This window comes from Thermostichus sp. OS-CIW-31 (assembly GCF_054060305.1).
Genome location: NZ_JBSSDA010000007.1, coordinates 80,286 through 104,419, shown reverse-complemented (window position 1 = coordinate 104,419; position 24,134 = coordinate 80,286). Strand labels below are relative to the sequence as shown.

The window sequence follows — 24,134 nt, the reverse complement described above, 5'->3', positions numbered from 1 at the left end:
AAGAGGTTGAGTATCTCCATGGCCACGGTTCTGCAGGCGCGTCCCCGCCAGTTCGTGAACACCCCCTACATTGAGCGGATTACCCGCCGCGCTTTGCGCTATTTGCAATCGGGCTTTGCGGTGCATTTGCGGGGGCCTTCGGGTACGGGCAAAACCACTTTGGCGATGCATCTGGCCAGCCTGCTGGGCCGCCCCATCATGCTGATCTATGGGGATGACCGCTTCGATTCTTCCGACCTCATCGGGGGGCGCACCGGTTTTACCCATCGGCGGGTGGTGGACAACTTCATTCACTCGGTGGTGAAGACGGAGGAGGATGTGCAGCAGCGCTGGGTGGATGCCCGCCTCACCTTGGCTTGCCGAGAGGGGTTTACCCTCATCTACGACGAGTTCAATCGCTCCCGCCCTGAGGCCAACAATGCTCTCCTGAGTGCCTTGGAGGAGAGGCTGCTGGTGTTGCCGCCGGACAGCAACCGCTCGGAATATCTGCGGGTGCATCCCCAGTTCCGGGCCATTTTTACCTCTAACCCGGAGGAATATACCGGGGTTCACAGGGCCCAAGATGCGCTGCTGGATCGGATGATCACCATCGATATGGGGGAGCCGGACATCGAGACCGAAAAGGAGATTCTCACCTCGCGAATAGGCTTATCCGGCCCCGACGCCCTCAAGATCGTCCACATTGTGCGGGCTTTTCGCCGCAAGTTGGATCTGACGCGCCACCCCAGCCTGCGCAGTTGTTTGATGATCGGGCGCATTGTCAAGGAACATGAGCTGGCGGTCAGCAAAGAGAATGCCGATTTTCGCGCTTTGTGTGCGGATGTGCTGTTGCCGCGAGCCGGCAAGCGCTATGAAGAGGGATCCCAGCTGCTGAATTATCTGCTAGACCAACTGCCTGGCTGAGTCTTTTGCCTGTTGGTACACTTTGGAGGTCGATTAACCCTGTGCCGATTAGCTCTCAACCCTTGACCACGGCTACTCATGGCTCCTCGCTGGCCGATGTGCTGGAGCGGGTGCTGGACAAGGGCATTGTGATCGCCGGAGACATCACCGTTTCGGTGGGCAATGTGGAGTTGCTGAATGTGCGCATTCGCCTGCTGATTTCTTCGGTGGATAAGGCCAAGGAGATCGGCATCAATTGGTGGGAGTCGGATCCGTATCTCAACAGCCAGGCGCGGGAGCTGCTGGAAGCCAACCGACAGCTCATGCAGCGGGTTGCCGAATTGGAAAGACAGCTTGCCCAAGCTCTGCCCCAGGGGGGAAAGGGAACGGACCCATAGGCTGCCCCCCGCCATTGTGACCTGGATTGACGGGCTAGACTGGCTGCTGGGGTGGTTTGACGGGGTGATGGGGCATGGCTTTGGAGATGGCGTTTGACCGGAAGGGTTGGCAGCGGCTAGGGACGCTGGGCTGGGCTGTGGGTGTGGTGCTGGCCCTTGGGATCCCGGCTTGGGGTCAGAATCCCCGTGCCATCAGCATCAGCGCCGATGTGCAGGAGGCCAACGCCAACACAGGGGTTTTTACGGCCATCGGCAATGTCACCCTCAGTTTTCCTGCCGAGCGGCTGACGGCCCGTGCCCAAAGAGCTGTGTATTACAGCCAGGAGCAACGCATTGAGCTGGAGGGCCAAGTCATCATCAACCAAGGGGAGAATCAGTTGCAAGCGGAGAAAGTCATCTACCACATCGACAAGGGCACCATCCAGGCAGTGCCATCGGCAGGGCGGCAAGTGGAGTCCATCTACGTTTTGCCGGAGCCCAGCTCAAGTCCTTAGCTGATCCCCACACTTTTTTCCAGCAGCACGGACTCAGCCAACACGGCTATACCGTGATTTCGTCACCGATCATCCCAGCCTGCAGGGTTTCCCTCACCCCCAACCCCTCTCTCAAAAGGAGAGGGGAGCCAGGGACAGACATAACAAATCGTTTCATTGCTGTTTGAAATGACTACATTTGAAATGACTACACATGGGGCAGCGCTGGAAACGAGCTCGGGGAATGTCGGCTTAGATCCGTTTAGGATGTAGTAGTTCGGGCGGCAGACTTTTTCCCTGACTCTGAATCAAAGGATGGCTGATGGATGTTCGGGATCCGAGTTCCTCACCCCTGGCAACGAGAGGCACAGGTCACTCCAGAAGAGATGTTTTTCAGCCGGCGGCAATTTCTAGCGCAACTGGGATCCGTTGGGGTGGGAGCCAGTTTTTCTATTTTTGGGTTTGGCAGCAGGGGAGCTGCTCCCTCGGTAGAACGAGAGCTGAGGGGGATCCCACTCAACCCCCACTTTTCGGATGTGGGCAGGCCCGTCACCGAGGAGATTGTAGCTGCTCGTTACAACAACTTTTACGAGTTTGGCTCCGGAAAGCGCGTCTGGCGGGCTGCACAGGCTTTGCCCACGGATCCCTGGACTGTCGAGATTACCGGGCTGGTGCGGCATCCTCAGCGGTTGGGCCTGGAAGATCTGTTTAACTTCCCCCTCGAAGAGCGCATCTATCGCTTTCGCTGTGTGGAAGCCTGGGCGATGGTGGTGCCGTGGTTGGGCTTTCCGATGCGGCTGTTGCTGGAACGGGTGGATCCTTTGCCGACGGCTCGATTTGTCCGCTTCACTTCCTTTTACGATCCGGAAATTATGCCTGGCCCGATCTGGCCCCCCAACTTGCCTTGGCCCTACACGGAAGGGTTGCGGATCGAGGAAATGGCCAACGAGTTGGCCTTTTTTGCCCTCGGCGTTTATGGCAAGCCGTTGCCCAAACAGCACGGAGCGCCAATTCGCATGGTAGTTCCCTGGAAGTATGGCTTTAAGGGGGGAAAATCCATCGTCAAAATCGAGTTTTTGGCCCGTCAACCCTCCACGTTTTGGAATACCCTCGCCCCTGGGGAATATGGATTTGAGGCCAATGTGGATCCCAGAGTGCCTCACCCCCGTTGGTCACAGGAGCAGGAAGTCTTGATTGGTTTCGGATCCCGTTCCCAGTGGCAAATCGTTCCCACCTTGCCCTACAACGGGTACGGAGAGTATGTTGCCCACTTATATGGCTGAACTTATATGCCTGAAGACGCCCACGAAAGGATTCGAACCTCCGACACCTGGGACCGGAACCCAGTGCTCTAGTCCACTGAGCTACGTGGGCAATGCAACTGCATTAACCATCATATCTGCTGACTTTCAGTTCTGCCAAGGGGGCAAAGCTGCGGCGGTGCTGCGGGGTGGGCCCCAAGTTCTGCAACGCCAGTCGGTGCTCTCGCGTGCCATAGCCAACGTTGGTGCGCCAGCCGTAGCCGGGGTACTGCCGATCCCAGCTCTGCATCAAGGCATCTCGCCAGACTTTGGCCACAACTGAAGCAGCGGCAATGGAGAGGCTGATGTGATCCCCCTTGACCAGGGCCGTTTGCCGGGATCCCAGCTCGGCCAGCGGCAATCCATCCAGCAAAATGTGTTCGATTGGATCCAACTTGGCCAAAGCCCGCTGCATGGCTAGCACCGTGGCCTGGCGAATGTTGAGCCGGTCGATCTCAGCAGCAGAGGCACTGCCAACGCCCACAGCCAAAGCCACCTGCCGAATCCGTTCCGCCCATTGAGCGCGTTGCTGCGGACGCAGTTGTTTGGAATCCCTCACTCCCTCCAGTTCTTTGGGATCCATCTGGGCCGGCAAAATTACCGCCGCCGCCACTACCGGCCCGGCCAGGGCCCCCCGCCCCACCTCATCCACCCCCGCCACCCGCAGGATCCCCTGCTGCCAAAGGGATCCCTCCCAGATCAAACTCGGCCTTGCCCGCTCCACCATACTCCCATGCCTGCCCCTGGGCTTGAGAGCAGCGCCTAACTGCTGCGGGAGCGCCGTCGCCTGGAGGCTGCTGGAGATTGCTGGGCAGGGCTGATCCCCAGTTCCGCGGCTGGCTCGGCCAAGCTGCTCTGCACGGCTGGCACGAACGATTCAGCAGAAGGGATTTCGGGTTCAGAAAGTTCGGGTGGAGAGAGGTTGTCCAGCGGCTCCTTCTCCTGCAAGGCATCCGGTTCGGGTGCAAACTCCTCTGTCTGAGAAGTTGCCTCAGTCTCCATCCTGGGCGGACTTTCCGCCTCTAGAGTTCCCGGCAGAACCACCCTAACCGCCGTGTCTCGGCCCCAAGGCGGCGGCTGGTCAAGCAGCAACAGCGGCGACAGTCCCAACTCCGAGTAGACCCGTTGTTGTAACGGGGTCATCTCCACGGTGACGGTTTGCCGTACCGGAGCCGGACGGCCTTCTGAGGACTCCGTCCCGCTGGCGCGAACGGTGCGGGCTGGGGAAGTGTGATCTTTGCGTGAGGCGGATTCTGCCTCTTCCCCAGGGCCAGAACGGCGGGGTTCTTGACGCTTTAGGTCTGCTCCGCCCCCTGGCAGTTGCATCGGCTCTGGGGCTTCCTCTTCTACAGGAGTATCCAGGCTCCGGGCAACGAGGCGCTGGCCAGTGCGGGGATCCCCCCAGTCTTCACGGGGACGCTTGCGTCCCGTTTCAACCCGTGGCTCTTCCTCCAGATCGTCTGAAGTCGTAAAGGGATCCGGGCTGGGGCGTCGTTGTCCGGGGGCAGAGCGCGACCGCCGCAGCAGCGCACGGCTATCGCCTCGAGACAGCCCATCGCTCCCTACTCGCAGGCGTGCCCGTTGGGGGTTGCCATCGCGGGGCAGGATCGGGCCGGCCTCTTCCTCATCCCCTCCTTCCGCCTCGGTGGGTAGCGTTACCGTCAGGCCGCTTTCTATTGTTAACAGATGCCCTGGCTCGGCCCCCGGCAAGCGGGCTAGGATCCCCAGCCCCTCACAGGTGGGGCAAGAATAGCCGAAGATCTCGTAAAGGCTTTGCCCCTGCCGTTTGCGGGTGAGCTCCACCAGCCCCAATTCCGACAGTTGGACCACCTGTGGGCGAGCTTTGTCGCTGGAGAGGGCCTTGTTAAAATGCTCCAAAACCAGCAACTGGTCGCGGCGGGAATCCATATCGATGAAGTCCACCACAATCACACCGGCAATGTTGCGCAGCCTCAATTGGCGGGCAATCTCGGTAGCCGCCTCACAGTTTGTCCACAGCACTGTCTCCCGAGAAGTGGCCGATTGGGTGAAGGAGCCCGAGTTAACATCAATTACCGTCAGGGCCTCGGTGGGCTCGATGATGATGTAGCCACCAGAGGGCAGATCCACCCGTGGCCGCAGCGCCTGCCGAATAACCGCGTTGACCCGAAAATACTCCAGAATGGGGGTGGGCTCGCGGTGGGCATCGACAACGACACCAGGGGGCATTTGGCCCTTGTTCCAGCCCTGCAGATAGCTACGGACTCGCTTCGCTCCTGCCGCAGAGTCGGTCACAATACGGTTCACATCGTCGGAGTAAACATCCCGCAGCACCCGCTGAATAAAGTCGTCATCCCGGTTGAGTAGCCCCGGCCCCCGTGCTGCCTGATACTGCTGTTGAATATCTTCCCAGAGTTTCTTCAATTGCTCCAGGTCGTCGATCATCGCTTCTTCGGACACACCTTCCGCTTCGGTGCGCACCAACAGGCCCATCTGCGGGGGTTTAATCAAAATGGCCAGCGACTTCAAACGGTTGCGTTCTTCTCGATCCTCGATGCGGCGGGACAGATGAACGCCTTTTCCGTAGGGTCGCAACACCAAATACCGCCCTGGAAAGGCCAAATCTCCGGTAAGCCTTGGCCCTTTGTTGCCGGTAGGCTCTTTCATCACCTGTACCAGCACCTTTTGCTGCGGCAAGACCAGCTCAGAAATCGAGGCATGACTTCGCTTGAGGCGCAGCGGGCCCAGGTCGCTGACGTGGATAAACCCATTGCGCTCTGCAGGGCCGATGTTGACGAAAGCGGCATCGATGCTGGGCAGAACGTTCTCGATGATTCCGACGTAAACGTCTCCCACTTGGTGAGCGCCGCTGGCGACGATCAGCTCCTGCACTTGATCTTCGGCGAAGACGGCTGCCACTCGATGTTGCTCGGCAATGACAATCTGCCTGGGCATCAACCTTCCTCCCCGCCCCAAGGGCACGCGGTTACGGGTTGAACCCTCATTCTGGCGAGGTGTTGTCCTTTTGCCGGGATCCGCTTAAGTTTCTTTGACCAGGATTGACTCATCATGGGGCTGTCCATTACCCTCAGCTCTGCTTTGACGCTTGGCTTTGTTTCCTCTCCAATGGGTGAGGTGAGTTTAAGTGCATGTGAACTACCCAATGCTGGCTCTGGTGGGTACAGCGGGGGGCTTCTGCTGATTGGAAGGAAAACTCATCGGATGGGATGAATGGATTCGGTGAGGTTTGCATGGAGATTCATGGATGGGCTCAATCGATAGGCTCAGGGAGCAAGACGGCTCCGCCTCGGGAGATCCAACGCTGGCCCATTGCAGAACCCCAGTTGTGCGGCCCAGCCTGTTCGCGAAAGCGTCGCGTAGCGATAGTCCACAACAAGACAGGGTTTGCGCGCGGAAAGAAGCACCTTCTCAGGGTAAAATTTTCTGGTTAGATCTGGGCTAGGTCGAAGAGGCACACTTTTCTGTTGCACCTATCGACTCGACCCCATCACGCCTGTTACCTGCCCTGGGTACTGAGTTAAGAGTGTCTCCATTCCAGAATCCGGCCCAGCTTTTGCCTGCTGCTCACCCCGCCCTTGGTCAAGTTGATGCTTGGCGAGCCCCACAGCGGCAGGAGCCAGCAATAGCAACATTATAGCGCTTGTGGGATCCCTCAGCCCAGACAGACCCTTAGCCCTTGGGTTGCTCCCAGAGGAAGTGCTCAATCTGGATCGGCTAGGGGGTTCTCCCACAACAGGCGCAGCCGCTTTGCCGTCTGTAGTGTCCAGTGGGGCAACCCCAATGACTCGGCCATTTGAACCAGATGGGTGGGCCGCAGGTAGGCACCGTCGTTGCGGCAACTGCCCCGGTAAAGGAGGCAAGCGCTGCCCTCGGGGGTCAGGCCCTGAAACTCTAGGTAGTAAAGCAGGGCGCGGGCATTGAAGGGAGAGGACTTGCCAGACTTGGAGGTTTTTTCAATCCAGATTTCCTGCGCGTCTAGGATCTGGGTGACCCAGGCAGGCCAAGAGGACTCCGTCCCGCTGCCGTGAACGGCTTTGGGCAACTCGCAGCTCACCGTGAGCTGATATTCGGCGGCGTAAACGGCTGCGGTGGCCGAGGGATCCCGAAGGCTAATTTCTTGGACGGCTTGGATGGGGATCTCCGGGGGCAGCTGTTCGCTCAGAAGGGCGCGCAGTTTCTCAGGCGTCAGAGGACCCTCAGGCCGATCCAGCAGCTCCAGATCCAGGATTTCGCCATAGCCTTCCTGGCCGATGGGCAGAGCGTTGGCGTTGGCCAGGCGGGGCATGGGGTGGTAGCCGCCGCTGAAGGCCAGAGGTAACCCCGCTCGCCGACAGGCCCGTTCCCACAGGCGCATGAGATCCAGGTGGCCCAGCCAGCGCAGATCCCCGGTTTTGCCGTAGGTGATGCGGAAACGCTGGGCAGGTGGCTCCGGCTCCAGGGGATCCGGGGTGGGGGTGGGTTGGCTCTGCAGGGGCGGGACGGGCGGAGGGGGAATGACGATGTTGTGGCCGAAGCCGGGGCCGCAGATGCCGCAGGCGGAGCAGCCCTCGAAGGAGCAGTCTTCCACGGTGAGGGCTTCCAGGGCGCGGCGGTAGTCTTTTTGCAGCCATTTTTTGTCGATGCCGGTATCGATGTGATCCCAGGGCAAGGGATCCTCCAGGCCCAATTCCCGGATGGGGAGATGGGCGCAGAGGGCGACCGGAGCGGCGGCAGGATCCACCTCTTCGCCGCAGTAGGCCCTCACCCAGGCAGCATAGGCGGTGTCGATGCTTTCCCACCAGGCATCCATGCCGGCACCGGCCCGCCAAGCCCGCTCGATCATGCGGCCTAGGGAACGATCCCCTTTGCCGATGAAGTCTTCCAGGATGCTGAAGCGGATATCGGTGAAGTGGGCCTTGACTCCCCGTAGCCGGCGCAGCTCCTTCTGCAGCAGGGCCTGCTTCCGCTGCACGTCGGCGTAGTCCACCCGGTGCCACTGGAAGGGGGTGTGGGGCTTGGGGGTGAAGTTGGAGAGGGTGAGGGTAAACTCCACCCGCTTGCGACCCAGGGCTGCACATTCTCGCTGCAGCATCTCGACGGTGCGGGCGATCCCCAGGACATCGGCGTCGGTCTCGCCGGGCAGGCCAATCATGAAATAGAGCTTGATTTTGTCCCAGCCCTCTTGGACGGCGGTGCGAATGCCGCGAATCAAGTCGGCATCAGTAAGGCCCTTGTTGATGATGTCCCGCAGCCTTTGGGTGCCAGCTTCGGGGGCAAAGGTGAGGCCGGAGCGGCGGGATCCCTTCATGATGGCGGCAATTTGCTCATCAAAGCGATCCACCCGCTGGCTGGGCAGGGAAAGGGCAATGTGTTCTCTGAGGAGACGGTTGTGCAGCTCCGCTCCCACCGCCGGCAGGGAAAGGTAGTCGGAGCAACTGAGAGAAGAGAGGGAAAATTCGTTGTAACCTGTTCTCCGCAAGCCCTGCACCACAGCCTCCACCACTGCTTCCGGATCCACATCCCGCGCTGGTCGGGTAAGCATTCCCGGCTGGCAAAATCGGCAGCCCCGTGTGCAGCCCCGCCGCACTTCCATCACCAGGCGGTCGTGGACGGTTTCCACCAAAGGCACCAGGCCGATGGAGTATTGGGGTTGAGGCAGGGCCACCCGACGGCGGATGCGCTCCGGCACCCCAGGCACAATGGGTCGAGGCGGGATCCCCTCGTAAAACTGGGGCACGTACACCCCCGGCACCTGGGCCAGCTCCAGCAAGACCTCTCGGCGGGGCTTGGACAGGGATCCGGCCAGCACTTGGCCAATTTCCGGCAGCACCTCTTCCCCATCTCCGAAGACGAAGAAATCGAAAAAGTCGGCAAAAGGCTCCGGGTTGGAGGTGGCGGTTGGCCCGCCGGCAAAGATCAGAGGGCACTCTTCCGGGGTAAAGGGCTGCCGCTCCCACCACTTGAGCGGGATCCCGGCCAGATCCAGTATCTCCAGGATGTTGGTGCCCCCCAGCTCGTAAGCCAGGCTGAAGCCAATGATATGGAAAGCGCGCAGAGGACGGCGGGATTCCACGGCAAAGAGGGGGATCCCCAACTGCCGCAGGCGGGCCGCCAGATCCGGGCCTGGCAAGTAGGTGCGGTCACACAGTTGATCCGGCTGGGCGTTGAGGATGTTGTAAAGGATGAGGTGGCCTAGGTTGGAAGCTCCCACCTCGTACAACTCTGGATAGCTCAGCACCCAACGCACCCGTGCCGAATCCCAAGGACGGTGGACGGCGCCAAACTCTTTGCCCAAGTAGCGGGCTGGCCGCTGAATCTCAGGGGTAAGCAGGCGATCCAGATCGATGGGACTCAGATGCGGTTCAGTTGCAGCCAGAGAGAGCATGGGGATCCGCCGAGACGTTGACACAGTCACTGATCTGACTCTAGCCGAACTTTTCCAGCAACCCAAACGAAGGGAGAAGCACTTTGCCCCTCTGAGCCCCTAGGTTACAGCCATATCCATTTTGAATGAGCCCGAGGAATGCTGATACATTCACGCTGAACTCTCCTGAACATGGTTCAGGAAAGAAGCGATCGCATCCTGCCTATCTCTGAGCAGGAAGGCGGTATCCCGCAAAGCCCTGAGGAATACCCCCCGAGCGCTTTCCCCCTTCACTTCCCGGCAACCGTTGCGGTGGACTCAAGGATCAGGGGGAAACTTGGTCTACTATATCCCTCTCAATGACTTTTGCCAAACCGCCTAAAGCTCAGTAAATTCAGCAAAGTTCAGGGTTTTGGGGGTTAGAGGCATGCTCCTCAACCCCTATTCTCGCAGCCAACGGGTGGTGCCATCTTTTTGATCGATGAGGGTGATGCCGAAGGCTTTCAACTGATCCCGAATGCGATCTGCCTCTGAAAAGTTTTTCGCCTTACGGGCTGCCGAGCGCTGCGCGATCAGCTCCTCGATTTTTTTAAAGTTAAGTTCCCCATTTGTAGCTGCTTCTTTGGATCCCTCGAATTCAGAGAATGAGGGCCAACAGAATCCCAAAGTAGCCAAAATCTCCAGCAAGGCAGCGCTTTTTTGTTTGAGGGCCTGGGGCTCCAGATGGGTTTGGCCTTGATGGGTGAACAGGTTGTGTTCGCAGGTGAGTTCTTTGGCCAATTCAAAGGCGATAGCCAGCGCTTCAGGGGTGCCAAAATCATTGTCCATAGCAGCTTGAAAGGCTTGCATGGCCTCAGCATCAGGGGATCCCTTTTCTTCTTTGCAGAAGTGCTGGGCACAGTGGATCCCTTTCTGGAGGGTTTCCCAGCCACGGCTAGCCGCCTGCATGGCTGCCTCGGTGAGATCTATGGGGCTACGGTAGTGGGTCTGCAACAGAAACAGCCGCAAGGCCATGGGGTGATAGACGGCGAGGGCCTGTCGCAGGGTGGTGAAGTTGCCCAAAGATTTGGACATTTTCTCGCCGTTGATGTTGAGAAAACCGTTGTGCATCCAGTACTTGGCCATCGGCTTGCCGGTGATTGGCTCCGATTGGGCCAGCTCATTTTCGTGGTGGGGGAAAATCAAATCTGCCCCGCCGGCGTGAATGTCGATGTGATCTCCCAGGGTCTCCCGCACCATGGCGGAACATTCGATGTGCCAGCCCGGTCGTCCCCAACCCCAAGGGGAGGCAAACCCCGGCTCAGAAGGGGGGGCCGCTTTCCAAAGGGCAAAGTCGAAGGGATCCTGTTTGTCGGCTCCTTCTTCTCCTACCCGGCCACTGGCTCCCGCCTCCATCTCCTCCAGTTTTCGACCGGATAGCTGGCCGTAATCCGGGAACTTGCGGACAGAGTAGTAAACAGAGTACTGAACAGAGGCGGGGGTCTCTGGCTGGTGTCCCGCTTGCAGGAGGGAAGACTGGTCGGTCTGGTGTCGAATCGGATCCCGTACCCGGTAGGCAAAGCCTTTGAGTTCCAGAGATTGGATCAACTGGAACATGGCTTGCAGCGATTGCGTTGCCCTCGGGTAGAGATCGGCCCGCTTGATGTTCAGGCGATCCATGTCCTGGAAATATTCGGCGATGAAGCGCTCCGCCACCGCTTGCATGGATTCGCCACGTTCCAACGCCCGCTTGAGGATCTTGTCGTCCACATCGGTAAAATTCTGCACATACTTCACTCGGTAGCCGCGCCACTCCAAGTAGCGACGCACCATGTCCCAAACCACGTAGGTACGCGCATGGCCGAGGTGGCAGAGGTCGTAAACCGTTACACCACAGACATACATCCGCACCAGGGGCTTCTCCTCCGCAACTGGAGCTGCAGATCCCTGGGAATTGCCGACAGAAACGGATTGAGATCCACCTGCTGCCAGCGGCTGAAACACTTCCTTGCGGCGAGTCAATGTGTTATAGACAACCAAATCCATGGGTATCCCTAGTTTGTAGTTTCAGCTACAGCAAAACAGGCTTTGTCTTCCAAAAAAAGACGATGGCGCACTTTGTCTTGAATCGGATGAGGCTCGACAAAATCTCAACGAGCCAAGGGCTGGAACCATTGTGAGGCAAGCATTGTGGCTGAAATTACCTGCCAAGACTTGTCTAGATTTGTTAACTACGGTACTCTAACCTGAGTGCGAGCCAGCCTGTTCATTAGCGAGCTCCACCCCGGCTTGAGTCACCCCTGGGGTGCTCGGTGCCAAGGGGCTTATGCCCCTCATTTTGACATCTTCTTCTCTTGCACTCTAGTGTCAGCCTGTTGGTGTGAGGATGCCTTTAAAACCCACTTTCCCCAATCCCCAAAACGGGGAGCTGGATTTCCGCGGTGCTGCCGTGAGCACCCTTTCCCCCCCACCCCTAAAGGGGATCCCTTCAGAACAGTCCTGGACTTCTCCGGATTCATCTGCCGAGGAAGCCTATCTTCTGGAGTGGGCTCCAGCCCCTCTCTCTGGGCGGTCGAAGCCAAGATGGGTTGGTTTGGCCCTCTCTCTCAGCTTAACGGGCCTGGTATGGCTTCTGAAGCTGGAGGCGGATCCCTGCGCAGAAGCTGGGGAAGAGCAGCTGCCGGCCACCCCCAGGTGCCCAACCGAGCCTGAGACAGCCCATCCAGAGCCGGGGGATTCTGCTCCTGCGCGTCGGGGATATCCGGCTTGGGCCACTGGTCTTTTGCTGATGCTGGGCTTGGCCGGAGTCGCTACCCTACAGCAGCGACAGTTGAATCGCCCCCTGTCTCCGGCGGTAGAGCCGATCCCACCCTCTGTGCATACGCTATCTGGCGCTCTGCAGCAAAACTACGAGCGGAAAAAGGAGCAGCTGCGCCAAGCCTTCGCAGAAGGGCGAATCCCGACAGGAGAAGGGCCCAGAGGCATTCTGGAGCATGAAATTCAGCCGGGGGAAACCCTCTGGCAACTGACCCAGATGTATCAGCTCGACGCGGCTGCCATCACCGTCTCCAATGGTATTCAGGCCAGTACTGAGCTGAAGCCGGGGCAAGTTCTCCTCATCCCCAGCCAGCCGGGATTGATCTACACCGTCAAGCAGGGAGACACACTGGAGGACATTGCCAACCGCTACCGAGTTCCCCAGCAGCGGATTATCGAAGCGACTCCTCTGGATCGCCCGGAATATCTGCGCATTGGCCAACGCCTGCTCATCCCCGGCGATGTGGGCGAGTTGATCCAGCGTCAGAAGGAGATGATCGCTGCCCAGAAAGCTCGCGAAGAGGAAGAGCGCCGCCAGCAAGAGGAGGAAGCCCAACGCCAAGCCGAAGCCCAAGCTCGATTACAGGCGGAGCAGCAACGCCGGGCCCAGCAAATGGAACAAGAACGGCAGGCCCTCTTGGCCGGTGGATCCCTGACCCACACAGTTGGAGCCGGTGACACCATCGAACGGATCGCCGCCCGCTATGGGGTAACTCAGCGATCCATTATTCAAGCCAACAACTTGCGCAATCCCCACTGGCTGCGCATTGGCCAACGCCTTACGATTCCGGCGCCGGGTACGCAGCCCACCCCAGCTCCCGCCCGACAGGCTCCGCCAGCGCCCCCTCCAGCCCCTCCCCAGGTTCGCAGCAGTGGGTTTGTCTGGCCGGTCTCCGGGCAAATCACCTCTGGCTTTGGCTACCGTCGCGGTCGCCTTCATGCAGGGGTAGATATTCCTGGCCCCGTGGGATCCCCCATTGTAGCCGTTCAGGAGGGAGTGGTGTTCTTCGCGGGGAATGCTGGGGATGGCTACGGCAATCGAGTGGACATTCGCCATCCCAACGGAATTGTTACTCGCTATGCCCACGGCCATCAGATTTACGTTTCCACAGGCCAGTACGTGCAGCAGGGGCAGACAATCATGAGCCGCGGCAGCACTGGCTGGAGCACAGGGCCGCATCTGCACTTTGAAGTCCGCCCCGGCGGGGGCGCGCCTGTGGATCCCCGGCCCTATCTGCCCTGATCCTGTCCCAAAGCGAGACTACACAGAACAGCCAGCCTGGCCATAAATTGCTAGCCTAAAGACAGCTACCCTAAAGACAGCAAACTCCAGACCGTAGGAACACGCCGATGCAGTGGGTGAACGCGCTCTCCCAGCTCCCTTCCCTAGAAGCGGCTCTGCGGCAGGTGGTGGAGGAAGCCAAGGCCAAGCTTCAGGCGGCCCAGCTGAAAAGTGTCCTGAGTCGGCAGGTGCAGACGGTGGGATCCGGTGGGTTGCCGGGGCTGCTGACGGGGTATGTCCCCTCTCAGCCGCTGCGGCCCAACTTGGGGGTTTTGTTTGTGTCGGCGGCCTTTGCCAGCGAATACATCCGGGTGTTGCCGTTGCTGTCGGAGCTGCTGGAGGTGGACGTTTTGATCGGCTGCTCCGGCGGTGGCATTGTGGGTGGGGGGCATGAAATTGAGGATGGCCCGGCTCTCTCCTTGTCTTTGGCAGTCATGCCGGAGGTGGTGCTGCATCCTTTTCATCTGCGGGGGAACCAATTGCCGGACTTGGATGCGGCTCCTTCTGCTTGGATCGATTGTGTTGGGGTTTCGCCGCAGAGCAAGCCTCATTTTCTGCTCTTGGCCGATGGATTTTCCTCTGGCATCTCAGAGTTGCTGCAGGGGTTGGATTTCGCCTATCCGGGATCCGTCAAAGTGGGGGGATTGGCCAGTGGGGGCCGCGGCCCTCGGGGCAATGCTCTGTTTTTGCTGGATGCGCGTACCCTCACACCTCGGCGGGAGCTGTATCGAGAGGGCACAGTGGGGTTGGCGCTCTACGGCAATGTGGTGCTGGATGCAGTGGTGGCCCAGGGGTGTCGCCCCATTGGGGATCCCTTGCGGGTGACGGAAGCAGAGGGGAATGTGATTCTTGGCTTGGAGGGTCGCCCTCCTCTAGCGGTTTTGCAGGACTTGGCAGAGCGGCTCAGTCCCGTGGATCAGCGATTGGCCCGCCACTCTCTCTTCATCGGCCTGCTGATGGATGAGTTCAAGTCGGAGCCGACGCCGGGAGATTTCCTCATTCGCGTAATCTTGGGCGTTGATCCGCGCGTGGGGGCGCTGGCCATCGGGGATCAGGTGCGCCCTGGCCAGACGGTGCAATTTCATCTGCGGGATGCCCAGACTTCGGCAGAAGATCTGCGTTGGGCCCTCAGCCGCTATTGTGCCGAGCGCAACTTGAGGCAAAGCCCCTCTCAACCGAGGCCGGAGCCTTGTGGGGCGTTGATGTTCTCCTGTTTGGGGCGAGGCAAGGGCCTGTACGGCACTCCCGATTTTGACTCGCAACGGTTTCGGGAATTGCTTGGAGAGCTGCCCTTGGGGGGGTTCTTTTGCAATGGTGAGATCGGCCCCGTTGGGGGATCCACCTTTTTACACGGCTACACTTCCTGCTTCGGGATCTTCCGGCCCGCCCACTAGAGGGGGGATCCCTTGCCCTAAGAGCCGGCAAAATTAGATAAACTGAGGATCTGCTGTCAACAGCTTGGTCAAGGGTTTCTCATGCAGCTTCATCTCAGCGAGCCGCCACTCACTCAAGGGGAATGTGCCCTGGTTTATTGCTTTGCCGCTTCCGGCGGGAATGGCCGCTTTCCTCTGCCCCCTGAGATCGCCTCTTGGGATGAAAAGGCGTGGTCGGGGCTGGTGGCGGAAACCGTTCAGGAGCAGGGGTTTCAGGGGAAGCCGAATAGCAGTGTTGCCCTGCGCCTGACAGGAGAGATCCGCAAACTGGTGTTGGTGGGGCTAGGGGATCCCGCCGCCCTAACGCTAGAAGCCCTACGACGGGCCACAGCCAACGGCCTGCGCCAGGCTCACAGCCTAAAAGCCAAGCAGGTGATGCTGTCTTTGCCGGAGACGGGGTTGGATCGGGTGCGTGGGGTTCAGGCGGTGGCCGAAGCCTGCCTACTGGTGGCGCACCGGGACAATCGGTTCAAATCTTCAGCCAAAGGGGAAGAGGAAAACAGCTTTTCTGTGCAGGAAGTAACCCTTTTGGTGCCGGGGTTGGCCCAGGCCCGTTCTGACTACGAGGCCGCGCTGCGGCGGGCCATTGAGATGGCGGCAGGAACCATCTTGGCTCGGGAATTGGTGGCTGCCCCCGCCAACATTGTGACTCCTCTTGCCCTGGCCGATACCGCCCGCCAACTGGCCCAGGAATATGGCCTAGAGGTGGAGATTTTGGGACAGGAAGAATGCGAAGCTCTGGGGATGGGGGCTTTTTTGGGTGTGGCCAAAGCCTCTGATCTGCCGCCCCAGTTCATTCACCTCACCTACAAGCCGCCACAAGGGGATCCTGTTACCAAATTGGCCCTGGTGGGCAAGGGGCTGACCTTTGATTCCGGTGGGCTGAACATCAAAACCGACTCCCGCAGCATCGCCATGATGAAAACCGACATGGGGGGAGCAGCGGCAGTTTTGGGAGCTGCACGGGCCCTAGCCGCCCTCAAGCCGCAAGTGGAGCTGCACTTCATCGTCGCTGCCACGGAAAACATGATCAGCGGCCATGCCATCCACCCAGGGGATATCCTCACCGCTTCTAACCAGAAGACCATTGAGGTCAACAACACCGATGCAGAAGGCCGCCTCACCTTGGCAGATGCCCTGGTGTTTGCGGAAAAGCTGGGCGTTGATGCCATCCTCGATCTGGCTACCCTGACCGGTGCTTGTGTGATTGCTCTGGGGGAAGAAATTGCCGGCTTGTTCACCCCAGATGAGACGCTGGCCCAGGAGCTACAGCAAGCTGCCAACCTTTCCGGCGAAAAAATCTGGCGCCTGCCGCTGGAGGAAGGCTACTTCGAGGGTCTCAGCTCCATTGTGGCCGACATGAAAAACACTGGTCCCCGCTCAGGGGGATCCATCACCGCTGCCCTGTTCCTGAAGCAGTTTGTGGAGAAAACCCCTTGGGCCCACCTGGATATAGCAGGCCCCGTTTGGACAGAGAAGGATGCAGGCTACAACAACAAAGGGGCCACCGGTTATGGGGTGCGCACCCTGGTGGAGTGGGTCTTGGCGCGGCAAGCCGCAGCAGCTTGCTCATAACCCCGCCTTTCTGGACGTTGGGCCTTGAAAAAGCATCTACTGAGGGAGGAGCCAAGGGCTGCTTGGCTGGAGCTGTCCGATCCCTAAAATAGGCTTAAAAAAGAGTCTAGGTATTGAGTAGCACTTTGCAAGGCTTCCCCTCAGGGAATAGGATCCCCGCATCAAAGTAGCCGGCACAAGGCCCCCTGCGCCGGATCCTCCCATGAAAGACCTTTACCGCGAGCTGGAATTACAGCCCAATGCAACTCTAGAAGAAATTAAAGAGAGCTATAGGCGGCTTGCCAAAGAATACCATCCCGATAAACTTCACCCAGATACGCCTGTTAAAGCGCGGCAGTACATTGAGGAAAAGTTTAAGTCTATTCAGGAAGCATACTCGGTCCTGAGTGATCCTGTGAAGCGAAAAGCCTATGACTCCCAAAGACTTTCCCAGACTTCGCCCACAAAAGGGAGCGGGTATGACCAAGACTTAAAAGCAGAACGCGGTTACAGCACCCAAGACGGCAACCCTTGGCCCTTTGACTTCGACAAGATAAAGGAAGCTGCAGAAGAGATAGAACGTCGTAAGAAAAACATCGAGGCCAACTATAACCAAAGAGTAGAGCAAGTTAAGTCTGAGTTAAGGAGAAACTTGATCTCTATCGGAATAAAAAAATAAAACAAGAGGAAGCTAAAATTGATCATACCTTTGCCACCAAAAGTGACACTATACTGGGTGCCCTCTCGCTTTTAGTCCTGAGCTTGTTCATTGGTGCCTTAAGTAGCTCAATCGGGCTTGTGCTCTTTCTAATCTCAGTTATTAGTCTTTTTATGGCCATTTTTGATAAAGGATATAGCAAGTCGCAAGTTGAGAGCGCTAAGAAGCTACAGGAAGAGGCAAAATCAGTAATAGCCCAGATAGAGAAAGATAGGAACTCGAAGCTTTCCCAGCTTGAGCTTCACTGTAGAATTAAGATCGATCATTTTAAAGCTGTCCCTATCGAATCTATATCCCCATTTTATAAGTGGGCTGAGTGGGGAGGATCAGCTATTTTTGCTAACTGCAATGAAGGAAAAGGCAGATGCTAAAAGCCTAGAAGAAAACTTGAAGATAGCGGCTGGAGTTGCTGTGGGTATTGGCATACTAGCCGCCTTATTTGGGCTGGGAGGTGGATTTCACCCATTCTGAATCTCAAGAAGAGGCAAAACACTGCTTCATCTCCTGCAGCACCTGGGCATCTTGAGAGGCCGTTCTCGCGCCCGCTTGAGCAGCCCAGCACTTAAGACTCTCGATTTGGTCGCGGGCAATCGAGGCCAAAGGCACGGTTTCGCGGATGGCCTGCAGGATATCCTCTTGGGTAAAGTCCCGCCGAGTGCTGCTGCCACTGCCCCCAAAGGCGTTGTACATGGCATCTACGATGGCTTGCTCGATCTCGGCCCCGCTGAAGTCCTGAGCTGTGGCTGCCAAGGCTTCCAGGTCGAACTCCCGCAGGCGGCTGGGGCGCAACCGCTGCAAATGCACCCGGAAGATCTCTTTGCGCTCAGCGTGGGTGGGCAGGTTCAAGAAGAAAATCTCGTCAAAGCGGCCCTTGCGCAACAGCTCTGGCGGCAGCAGCGGCACGTTGTTGGCAGTGGCCACAATGAAAACGGGGCTGGTCTTCTCCTGCATCCAGGTAATCAGGCTGCCAAACACCCGGCGGCTGGTACCAGAATCTCCATCGGCACTGCTGGTGATGTTGCCAAAGGCTTTGTCGATCTCGTCGATCCAAAGCACGCAGGGGGCCATCGCCTCTGCCAGTTGGATCATCTGCCGCACCCGGCTTTCCGACTCGCCAACGATGCCGGCAAACAGACGCCCAGCATCCAACCTCAGCAGGGGCAACCGCCACTCATTGGCGATGGTCTTGGCGGAGAGGGATTTGCCGGTGCCCTGGATCCCGACCAGCAGCACGCCCTTGGGGTTGGGCAGGCCATAGCGACGCGCCTCTTCGGTAAAGGCTTCTTGCCGCACTCGCACCCAGGCCTTGAGGTTATCCAGGCCCCCCACACTTTTGAGGGTCTCGCGGGCGGTGAAAAACTCCAGGATGCCGGTTTGGCGGATGGCCTGCTTTTTCTCCTCCAGCACCAGGTCGATATCGGCTTCGTTGACCTCCTGCTTGGCGGCCAAAGCGCGGGCCAAAACGCGGCGAATACGTTCTCGGCTCAGCCCTTGACAGGCTTTGACCAGTTGCTCGCGGGCTAGAGGGGTAAGCTTGAGCTTATCTGGAGCCACATAGAGCTGGATGAGGCGGCTGATCTCTTCGCTGTTGGGCAGGGGAATATCGACGACGGTGATCTCCTCCGTCAGGTCGCTGGGCACTTCCAGGGTGTGGCTGAGCAGGATCAGCATCTTGCGGGTGCGCTTGAGCTCGCGGCTGAGGTTTTTCAGCTCCCGGATGATGGGAGCGTTTTTGTCGCTGGTGGCGTTGCGCAACACAAAGTGCAGATCCCGCAGCACAAAGAGAGTGTCCTCGTTGGGGGCAGAGCGCCACACCCGCCCCAGAGCTGCCATGATGGAGCCCCGATCCTCGCCTGTATCTTGCCAGCCCCGCACCAAGTCCCAGAACAACAATTGCCGCGGTGGGTCTGTCCGTCTGGCTACTTGGGTTAGCACGGCATCGGCAGGCTCTTCTTCTGGAGAGACCAAGTAAACCAGGGGGTAGCGGGCCCGGATCATCAAATCCAGCTCTGTCACCAGCCCTGCTTGCAGCTCCGCCGGGATCTCGACCAGGGCAGGATCCCTGCTGTCTGGATTTGTTTTTCTTGCGGCTTCTGTCATCGCCTCTGGAGTTTAGAACATCCTTACTTCATCTTCCTCTCACTTGTTCAGAAACCATTTGGATTGGAACAGCCAATAAGCAGCAAAATGCTCACGGTTGAGCTTCACGGTTGATCTTTAGGATAGGGCAGGGATCCCTTGCAGTTCGGCCAGCATGGTGCGGGCTGTCTGGGTGGGATCGGCAGCTTCCATCAAAGCACGCACCACGGCTACACGGGTGGCCCCAGCTCGACGCACCTCGGGCAGGTTGTGGGGATCGATGCCGCCGATGGCAAACCAGGGCAGGTGGGCTTTCTCGGCAGCCAGGCGCACGTACTCCAGGCCGGCAGGGGGTTTCTCCACTTTGGTGGGGGTGGGGTAAACGGGGCCGACGCCGATGTAGTCCACGTCGCTGTTCAGGGCTTGGGCCAGCTCTTCGGCGTTGGTGGTGGACAGGCCAATGAGCCGCTGGGATCCCAGCAGTTGTCGGGCTTCAGCCACCGGCAGATCCGTCTGGCCCAGGTGTACCCCATCTGCCTGGCTGAGCAGAGCCAAATCCACGCGGTCGTTGACGATCATCAGCGCCTGGTAGCGGTTGCACAGCTGCCGCAACTGCTTGAGATCCCGCAGCATCTCGCCGTCGGGGAGGTTTTTGCGGCGATATTGCACCAGGGTCACCCCGCCCCGCAGGGATTTTTCCACCACCTCTAGCCAGTGGGGCACAGGGCTGGTCACCAAATAAAGATGGGCTGCCAGGAGACGCTGCCGCAGGGATCCGCCCAGCAGTTCACTTTCCAAGACGTAGAGCCGATAGCGCATGTCTTTGGCCAGCTTGGCCAGGCCAGGGGCCACCCAGTGGTGGGATTCGGCCAACTTGCCGTATTCTTCTAACACCCGCAGGGCTTCTTGCACACGGCTGCAATTGGCTTGCAAGAGGTGGCGGAGATCCCGCCGTTGCTCCTCTTGGGGGTGGGAGATCTGGGTGCCTGGATCGGCGGGGGTATCGCGGGCCAAACGCAGGGGATCGCTGTGCCAGCGGGCTAGGGCTTGGCGCATGGCCTTGCATTCGGCAGAGAGCTCTCCCTCTTCCAGGCCGAAACGAAACCATTCTTCCAATACCCGTAGTCCTTCACGAGCTCGATCGAGGTTGGCATCCAGAATACGGGCGACGGCCTGGGGTTTCATGTTCCCTATACGTGGGAAGAGAGTTGCTTAATTTTTACCAAAAAAATGCGCCTAAAGCCCCGTCCTACCCTTAGCCGGAAGCAAGTCAGTAGGGTGGAGAGTAGTCAACTCACTGTAAATCGGAATGGTTTCCCTGAGGCTGTCCTTGGCCCTGAGGAGAAAGAGGGTGATGCCATAAGGCGTTAAGAAAGGCTTGCTGCGGCGTGTGTCCCCAGGCGAAGGCCCGTGGGCCGGCCCCTTCCGGCAAGTAGGCCCAAGCATAGCGCTCGCAGGCGGGAAAGTAGCGGATCTCCCACCAAGTTCCCCCTACAGGCACATCTTTCACTGCCCGCAAGAAAGGGCCGCGATGGCGGGCGAGGCGCTCTTCTATAAAGTAGGGGCCTTCCAGCTGAAGGGCTTCTACCGCTGCAATAAGCTCGGCTCGTTGTCGCTCATTTCGGATCATCTCCCGGGTTCCCCTCTTGGATTGGCTCTATTCTATGAGGAGATTTCTGGTGAGCTGGGGGATCCCTCTTGATTCAGCCCAGATTGCGCCTACGGCAAGCTGTGGAAACCCAATGGAATCCGACAAACCCACCGCAGGTGCTGTGTCTGAGCAATGGACACGGGGAAGATGAGGTGGGCAGTCGCCTTGCTGTTGCCCTAGTCCAACTGGGGATCCCGGTGCAAGCCTTGCCGATTGTGGGAGAAGGGACAGCCTACCAACGCCAAGGGATCCCCCTGCTGCCCATTGCCCAGGTGATGCCGTCGGGGGGGTTTATTTATCAGGATTGGCGGCAGTTGTGGCGGGATTTGCGGGCCGGTTTGCTGGGGCTGACGGGGCGGCAATTGGCGTTGGTTCGGCGGGCAGCAGCCCAGAGGAACCTGGTGCTGGCCGTGGGGGATATTGTGCCCTTGCTGATGGCGTGGTGGAGTGGGATCCCCTACGTCTTTGTGGGCACGGCCAAGTCGGACTATTACTGGCGGGATGAAGGGGGTCCCTACCGACACCCCTGGATCCCTTTTGGGCAGCCGATTTCCGATTACCTGCCCTGGGAGCGCTGGCTGATGGCCCACCGACGCTGCCTGGGTTCTTTTTTGCGGGATGAGCTGACGGCTACAGCTTTGCAAAAACGGGGCCTAAGGGCCTTTTACCTGGGCAACCCGATGATGGATGGCCTAGAGCCACGCGGGACATTGCCTTTGGATCCCCACCGACCGGCCTTGCTGCTCTTGCCCGGATCCCGTCCGCCGGAAGCCTATCGCAACTGGGCTCTGATGATGCAGGTGGTGGAGCGGCTCCCAAAGGAGCTGCAAGTCTATGCTGCCCTCAGCCCCAACCTGGAGCGAGACCCGCTTCAGGCTTGGATCCCATCTCAGCGCAGCGATGTGCTTCTGGTTTGGGGGGACTTCGGGGCCTGTGCCCAACGAGCAACAGTGGTGCTGGCCATGGCGGGAACGGCTACCGAGCAATGTGTGGGCCTGGGAAAACCGGTGGTGACCCTGCCGGGAGAGGGACCGCAGTTTACCCCGCGCTTTGCCGAAGCACAGACCCGTCTTTTGGGATCCGCCGTCCACCTGACCTCAGTGGAGCAGGCTCCCGCCGTGGTTGGCCGGATTCTGGAACGCCTGGCCGCCGATCCCAACTACGCGGCTGAGTTGCAGGCCCATGGACGCCGCCGCATGGGATCCCCAGGAGCTGCCCGGCGCATTGCCGCTCAACTTCGAGATTGGCTCCGGCCAGCCGGCCCGACTTTGGAACCGTTCGAGCCAGGTATATCGTGAAATAGAGAACGAGCGATTCAAAAGCCTGACTGATTTCCATTGGATCCAGTTTTCCGTATTTAGCATTTAATGATGTCAAACCTTTTGGGGTTGGAGAGCAGTTGGTGGATCCCTTGCTATGGGTGGGCGGGAACAGCTTTGGCCATTCCCTGGGCAACGGGGTGGGTCAAGCGCAGTGGCCCGCGTCCGGCAGCTTACCTCAACATCCTTCTGACTTTTGCCGCCTTTGCCCATGGCCTTTGGCTGTTGCGGCAGGTTTGGGGTCGGGATCCCCAGATCCTGAACTACCCCTGGTTTCGGGTGGCCGATCTGGATTTGACCCTGTCTTTGGAGATCTCGCCCCTGACAATGGGGGCCGTCGTCTGGATCAGCGGTTTGAGCTTGCTGGCCCAGATCTATGCGCTGGGGTATTTGGATAGGGACTGGGGCCTGGGTCGCTTTGCCGCCCTGATGGGCTTTTTCGAGGGGGGAATGACAGGGATCGCCCTCAGTGACTCGCTGTTTTTCAGCTATGCCCTGCTGGAGATGCTCACCCTTTCCACCTATTTGCTGGTGGGCTTTTGGTACGCCCAGCCTCTGGTGGTGACGGCGGCGCGGGATGCGTTTTTAACCAAGCGGGTAGGGGATCTGTTGCTGCTGATGGGGGTGGTGGCGGTTTCCAACTTTTCTGGGGCCTTGACGTTTTCCGACCTGCGGGACTGGGCGGCTACGGCCAGCTTGGATCCGGCTTGGGCGGCTTTGATGGGGTTGGCTTTGATTGCAGGGCCTTTGGGGAAATGCGCCCAGTTTCCGCTGCACCTGTGGCTGGATGAGGCGATGGAAGCGCCCAACCCGGCTTCGATTTTGCGCAATTCGGCAGTGGTGGCCTGCGGGGCTTTTGTGCTGATTAAGCTGCAGCCGCTCTTGGCCCTGTCGCCGATTACGAATGGGGTCTTGGTGGCCATCGGCACGATCACAGCCCTGGGCGGATCCCTGGTGGCCTTGGCGCAAATCGATATCAAACGCACCTTCTCCTACTCCACGAGTGCCTACTTGGGGTTGGTGTTTGTGGCAGTGGGAATGCAGCAGCCGGAGCTGGCCCTGGAGTTGCTGCTGATGCACGGCCTGGCTAAGGCGTTGCTGTTTATGGGGGTGGGATCCCTCATCTACACCACCTCTACCCAAGATTTGACAGAGCTGGGGGGCCTGCGCAGCCGCATGCCGGCCACGGTGGCCGCTTTTGCCGTGGGATCCCTGGGGATGGTGGCCCTGCTGCCGCTGGGGTGCTTTTGGACGCTGGCCCGCCTGGCGCTGGTCTACAGCGGGGTGCAGCCGGCCCTGGTGGGGGTGCTGCTGCTGGTGAATGGGCTGACGGCTCTCAACCTGGCGCGGGTATTTGGCCTGGTCTTTTTGGGATCCCCTCAACCCAAAACCCGCCGGGCCCCTGAGGTGGGCTGGCTGATGGCTCTGCCCATGGGCATCCTGACGGTGCAAACCTTGCTCATGCCCTGGCTGTTTGGGCGGTGGAGACTCTATCCCGACTGGAGCCCGGAGCTGAGGTGGATGGCAGCCCTGCTGACGGCTGCTGGGCTGGTGGGGGCAGCCATTGGCGGCTGGCTGTACTGGGGAGGCCAACGGAGGGTGCACCTGCCCTGGCCGGAGTTGCAGGATCTGCTGGCCCACGACTTTTACACGGGGCACCTCTACCAAGCCCTGGTGGTGCAACCGGTCAGCGCCCTCTCCCGCGGATTGGAGTGGCTGGATCGCAACGGAGTGGACGGCTTGGTGAACGGGGTGAGCCTGGCCTTTTTCTTCAGCGGCGAAGCCCTCAAGTACACCCTGTCGGGGCGGATGCAACTCTATGTGCTGGTGATTGTCATGGGGGTGGTGTTGGTTACAGCTTGGCTACTGCGTTCGCCCCATTTGGGGTTGGCCTATTGATGGGAG

General features: G+C 59.2%; 18 protein-coding genes and 1 tRNA gene. 11 read left to right on the top strand and 8 right to left on the bottom strand.

Features of this window, described 5'->3' with window-relative positions:
- Positions 1–18 precede the first annotated feature (18 nt).
- From gvpN to msrP, 4 genes are all read left to right on the top strand, one after another.
- Positions 19–903, top strand: a complete 885-nt coding sequence (gvpN, locus tag ACVWY9_RS06135; protein ID WP_011433426.1) for a gas vesicle protein GvpN — start codon at positions 19–21, stop codon at positions 901–903.
- A 41-nt stretch (positions 904–944) separates the two neighbouring features.
- Positions 945–1,280: a gas vesicle protein gene (locus ACVWY9_RS06130; RefSeq protein ID WP_011433425.1), complete on the top strand. Its 336-nt coding sequence runs from the start codon at positions 945–947 to the stop codon at positions 1,278–1,280.
- 74 nt (positions 1,281–1,354) lie between these two features.
- Complete coding sequence (locus tag ACVWY9_RS06125) at positions 1,355–1,774, top strand: LptA/OstA family protein (RefSeq protein ID WP_011433424.1); 420 nt, start codon at positions 1,355–1,357, stop codon at positions 1,772–1,774.
- Positions 1,775–2,079: 305 nt separating this feature from the next.
- The gene (gene msrP, locus ACVWY9_RS06120; protein WP_457387789.1) at positions 2,080–3,036 is read left to right on the top strand and encodes a protein-methionine-sulfoxide reductase catalytic subunit MsrP; all 957 of its coding nucleotides are present in this window, start codon (positions 2,080–2,082) and stop codon (positions 3,034–3,036) included.
- 17 nt (positions 3,037–3,053) lie between these two features.
- Here msrP and ACVWY9_RS06115 read toward each other — a convergent pair.
- The 5 genes from ACVWY9_RS06115 to cysS form a co-directional block, all read right to left on the bottom strand.
- Positions 3,054–3,127, bottom strand: a tRNA-Arg gene (locus ACVWY9_RS06115).
- Positions 3,128–3,139: 12 nt separating this feature from the next.
- Positions 3,140–3,781: a ribonuclease HII gene (locus ACVWY9_RS06110; RefSeq protein WP_457387788.1), complete on the bottom strand. Its 642-nt coding sequence runs from the start codon at positions 3,779–3,781 to the stop codon at positions 3,140–3,142.
- A 35-nt stretch (positions 3,782–3,816) separates the two neighbouring features.
- Positions 3,817–5,988: an Rne/Rng family ribonuclease gene (locus tag ACVWY9_RS06105; protein ID WP_457387787.1), complete on the bottom strand. Its 2,172-nt coding sequence runs from the start codon at positions 5,986–5,988 to the stop codon at positions 3,817–3,819.
- Between the two features lie 766 nt (positions 5,989–6,754).
- Complete coding sequence (locus ACVWY9_RS06100; protein WP_457387808.1) at positions 6,755–9,418, bottom strand: TIGR03960 family B12-binding radical SAM protein; 2,664 nt, start codon at positions 9,416–9,418, stop codon at positions 6,755–6,757.
- A gap of 420 nt (positions 9,419–9,838) precedes the next feature.
- Complete coding sequence (gene cysS / locus ACVWY9_RS06095; protein WP_457387786.1) at positions 9,839–11,422, bottom strand: cysteine--tRNA ligase; 1,584 nt, start codon at positions 11,420–11,422, stop codon at positions 9,839–9,841.
- Between the two features lie 340 nt (positions 11,423–11,762).
- Here cysS and ACVWY9_RS06090 point away from each other — a divergent pair, with 340 nt between their 5' ends.
- The 5 genes from ACVWY9_RS06090 to ACVWY9_RS06070 all read left to right on the top strand — a co-directional run bounded on the left by ACVWY9_RS06090 (position 11,763) and on the right by ACVWY9_RS06070 (position 17,551).
- A complete protein-coding gene (locus ACVWY9_RS06090) occupies positions 11,763–13,436 on the top strand; it encodes a LysM peptidoglycan-binding domain-containing protein (RefSeq protein WP_457387785.1) in 1,674 nt (557 codons plus the stop codon).
- Between the two features lie 107 nt (positions 13,437–13,543).
- The gene (locus ACVWY9_RS06085; RefSeq protein WP_414406827.1) at positions 13,544–14,869 is read left to right on the top strand and encodes an FIST signal transduction protein; all 1,326 of its coding nucleotides are present in this window, start codon (positions 13,544–13,546) and stop codon (positions 14,867–14,869) included.
- A gap of 81 nt (positions 14,870–14,950) precedes the next feature.
- Positions 14,951–16,483, top strand: coding sequence for a leucyl aminopeptidase (locus ACVWY9_RS06080; protein WP_414330782.1), 1,533 nt, complete (start codon positions 14,951–14,953; stop codon positions 16,481–16,483).
- 202 nt (positions 16,484–16,685) lie between these two features.
- Positions 16,686–17,141 (top strand): J domain-containing protein, encoded by a 456-nt coding sequence (locus tag ACVWY9_RS06075; protein WP_457387784.1) that lies wholly within the window; start codon positions 16,686–16,688, stop codon positions 17,139–17,141.
- A gap of 152 nt (positions 17,142–17,293) precedes the next feature.
- Positions 17,294–17,551, top strand: coding sequence for a hypothetical protein (locus tag ACVWY9_RS06070; RefSeq protein WP_457387783.1), 258 nt, complete (start codon positions 17,294–17,296; stop codon positions 17,549–17,551).
- A 103-nt stretch (positions 17,552–17,654) separates the two neighbouring features.
- Here the strand turns inward: ACVWY9_RS06070 and ACVWY9_RS06065 are convergent, their stop codons facing one another.
- From ACVWY9_RS06065 to ACVWY9_RS06055, 3 genes are all read right to left on the bottom strand, one after another.
- Entirely contained in the window at positions 17,655–19,178 is a 1,524-nt protein-coding gene (locus ACVWY9_RS06065) for an AAA family ATPase (protein WP_457387807.1), read from the bottom strand.
- A 219-nt stretch (positions 19,179–19,397) separates the two neighbouring features.
- Positions 19,398–20,444, bottom strand: a complete 1,047-nt coding sequence (locus ACVWY9_RS06060) for a thiamine phosphate synthase (protein WP_457387782.1) — start codon at positions 20,442–20,444, stop codon at positions 19,398–19,400.
- A gap of 109 nt (positions 20,445–20,553) precedes the next feature.
- On the bottom strand, positions 20,554–20,889 hold the full coding sequence (locus ACVWY9_RS06055; RefSeq protein WP_011433411.1) for a hypothetical protein: 336 nt from the start codon (positions 20,887–20,889) through the stop codon (positions 20,554–20,556).
- A gap of 71 nt (positions 20,890–20,960) precedes the next feature.
- Here ACVWY9_RS06055 and ACVWY9_RS06050 point away from each other — a divergent pair, with 71 nt between their 5' ends.
- Positions 20,961–22,208, top strand: a complete 1,248-nt coding sequence (locus ACVWY9_RS06050) for a lipid-A-disaccharide synthase-related protein (RefSeq protein WP_457387806.1) — start codon at positions 20,961–20,963, stop codon at positions 22,206–22,208.
- Between the two features lie 72 nt (positions 22,209–22,280).
- Positions 22,281–24,128 carry an NAD(P)H-quinone oxidoreductase subunit F gene (locus tag ACVWY9_RS06045; RefSeq protein WP_457387805.1) on the top strand — a complete coding sequence of 616 codons (1,848 nt, stop codon included), beginning with the start codon at positions 22,281–22,283 and terminating at the stop codon, positions 24,126–24,128.
- Positions 24,129–24,134: the final 6 nt, after the last annotated feature.

Coding starts and splice junctions, on each gene's coding strand:
- gvpN (WP_011433426.1), top strand. CDS start 19: ATGGCCACGGTTCTGCAGGCGCGTCCCCGCCAGTTCGTGAACACCCCC.
- ACVWY9_RS06125 (WP_011433424.1), top strand. CDS start 1,355: ATGGCTTTGGAGATGGCGTTTGACCGGAAGGGTTGGCAGCGGCTAGGG.
- msrP (WP_457387789.1), top strand. CDS start 2,080: ATGTTCGGGATCCGAGTTCCTCACCCCTGGCAACGAGAGGCACAGGTC.
- ACVWY9_RS06110 (WP_457387788.1), bottom strand. CDS start 3,781: ATGGTGGAGCGGGCAAGGCCGAGTTTGATCTGGGAGGGATCCCTTTGG.
- ACVWY9_RS06105 (WP_457387787.1), bottom strand. CDS start 5,988: ATGCCCAGGCAGATTGTCATTGCCGAGCAACATCGAGTGGCAGCCGTC.
- ACVWY9_RS06100 (WP_457387808.1), bottom strand. CDS start 9,418: ATGCTCTCTCTGGCTGCAACTGAACCGCATCTGAGTCCCATCGATCTG.
- cysS (WP_457387786.1), bottom strand. CDS start 11,422: ATGGATTTGGTTGTCTATAACACATTGACTCGCCGCAAGGAAGTGTTT.
- ACVWY9_RS06090 (WP_457387785.1), top strand. CDS start 11,763: ATGCCTTTAAAACCCACTTTCCCCAATCCCCAAAACGGGGAGCTGGAT.
- ACVWY9_RS06085 (WP_414406827.1), top strand. CDS start 13,544: ATGCAGTGGGTGAACGCGCTCTCCCAGCTCCCTTCCCTAGAAGCGGCT.
- ACVWY9_RS06080 (WP_414330782.1), top strand. CDS start 14,951: ATGCAGCTTCATCTCAGCGAGCCGCCACTCACTCAAGGGGAATGTGCC.
- ACVWY9_RS06075 (WP_457387784.1), top strand. CDS start 16,686: ATGAAAGACCTTTACCGCGAGCTGGAATTACAGCCCAATGCAACTCTA.
- ACVWY9_RS06070 (WP_457387783.1), top strand. CDS start 17,294: ATGGCCATTTTTGATAAAGGATATAGCAAGTCGCAAGTTGAGAGCGCT.
- ACVWY9_RS06065 (WP_457387807.1), bottom strand. CDS start 19,178: ATGATCCGGGCCCGCTACCCCCTGGTTTACTTGGTCTCTCCAGAAGAA.
- ACVWY9_RS06060 (WP_457387782.1), bottom strand. CDS start 20,444: ATGAAACCCCAGGCCGTCGCCCGTATTCTGGATGCCAACCTCGATCGA.
- ACVWY9_RS06055 (WP_011433411.1), bottom strand. CDS start 20,889: ATGATCCGAAATGAGCGACAACGAGCCGAGCTTATTGCAGCGGTAGAA.
- ACVWY9_RS06045 (WP_457387805.1), top strand. CDS start 22,281: ATGTCAAACCTTTTGGGGTTGGAGAGCAGTTGGTGGATCCCTTGCTAT.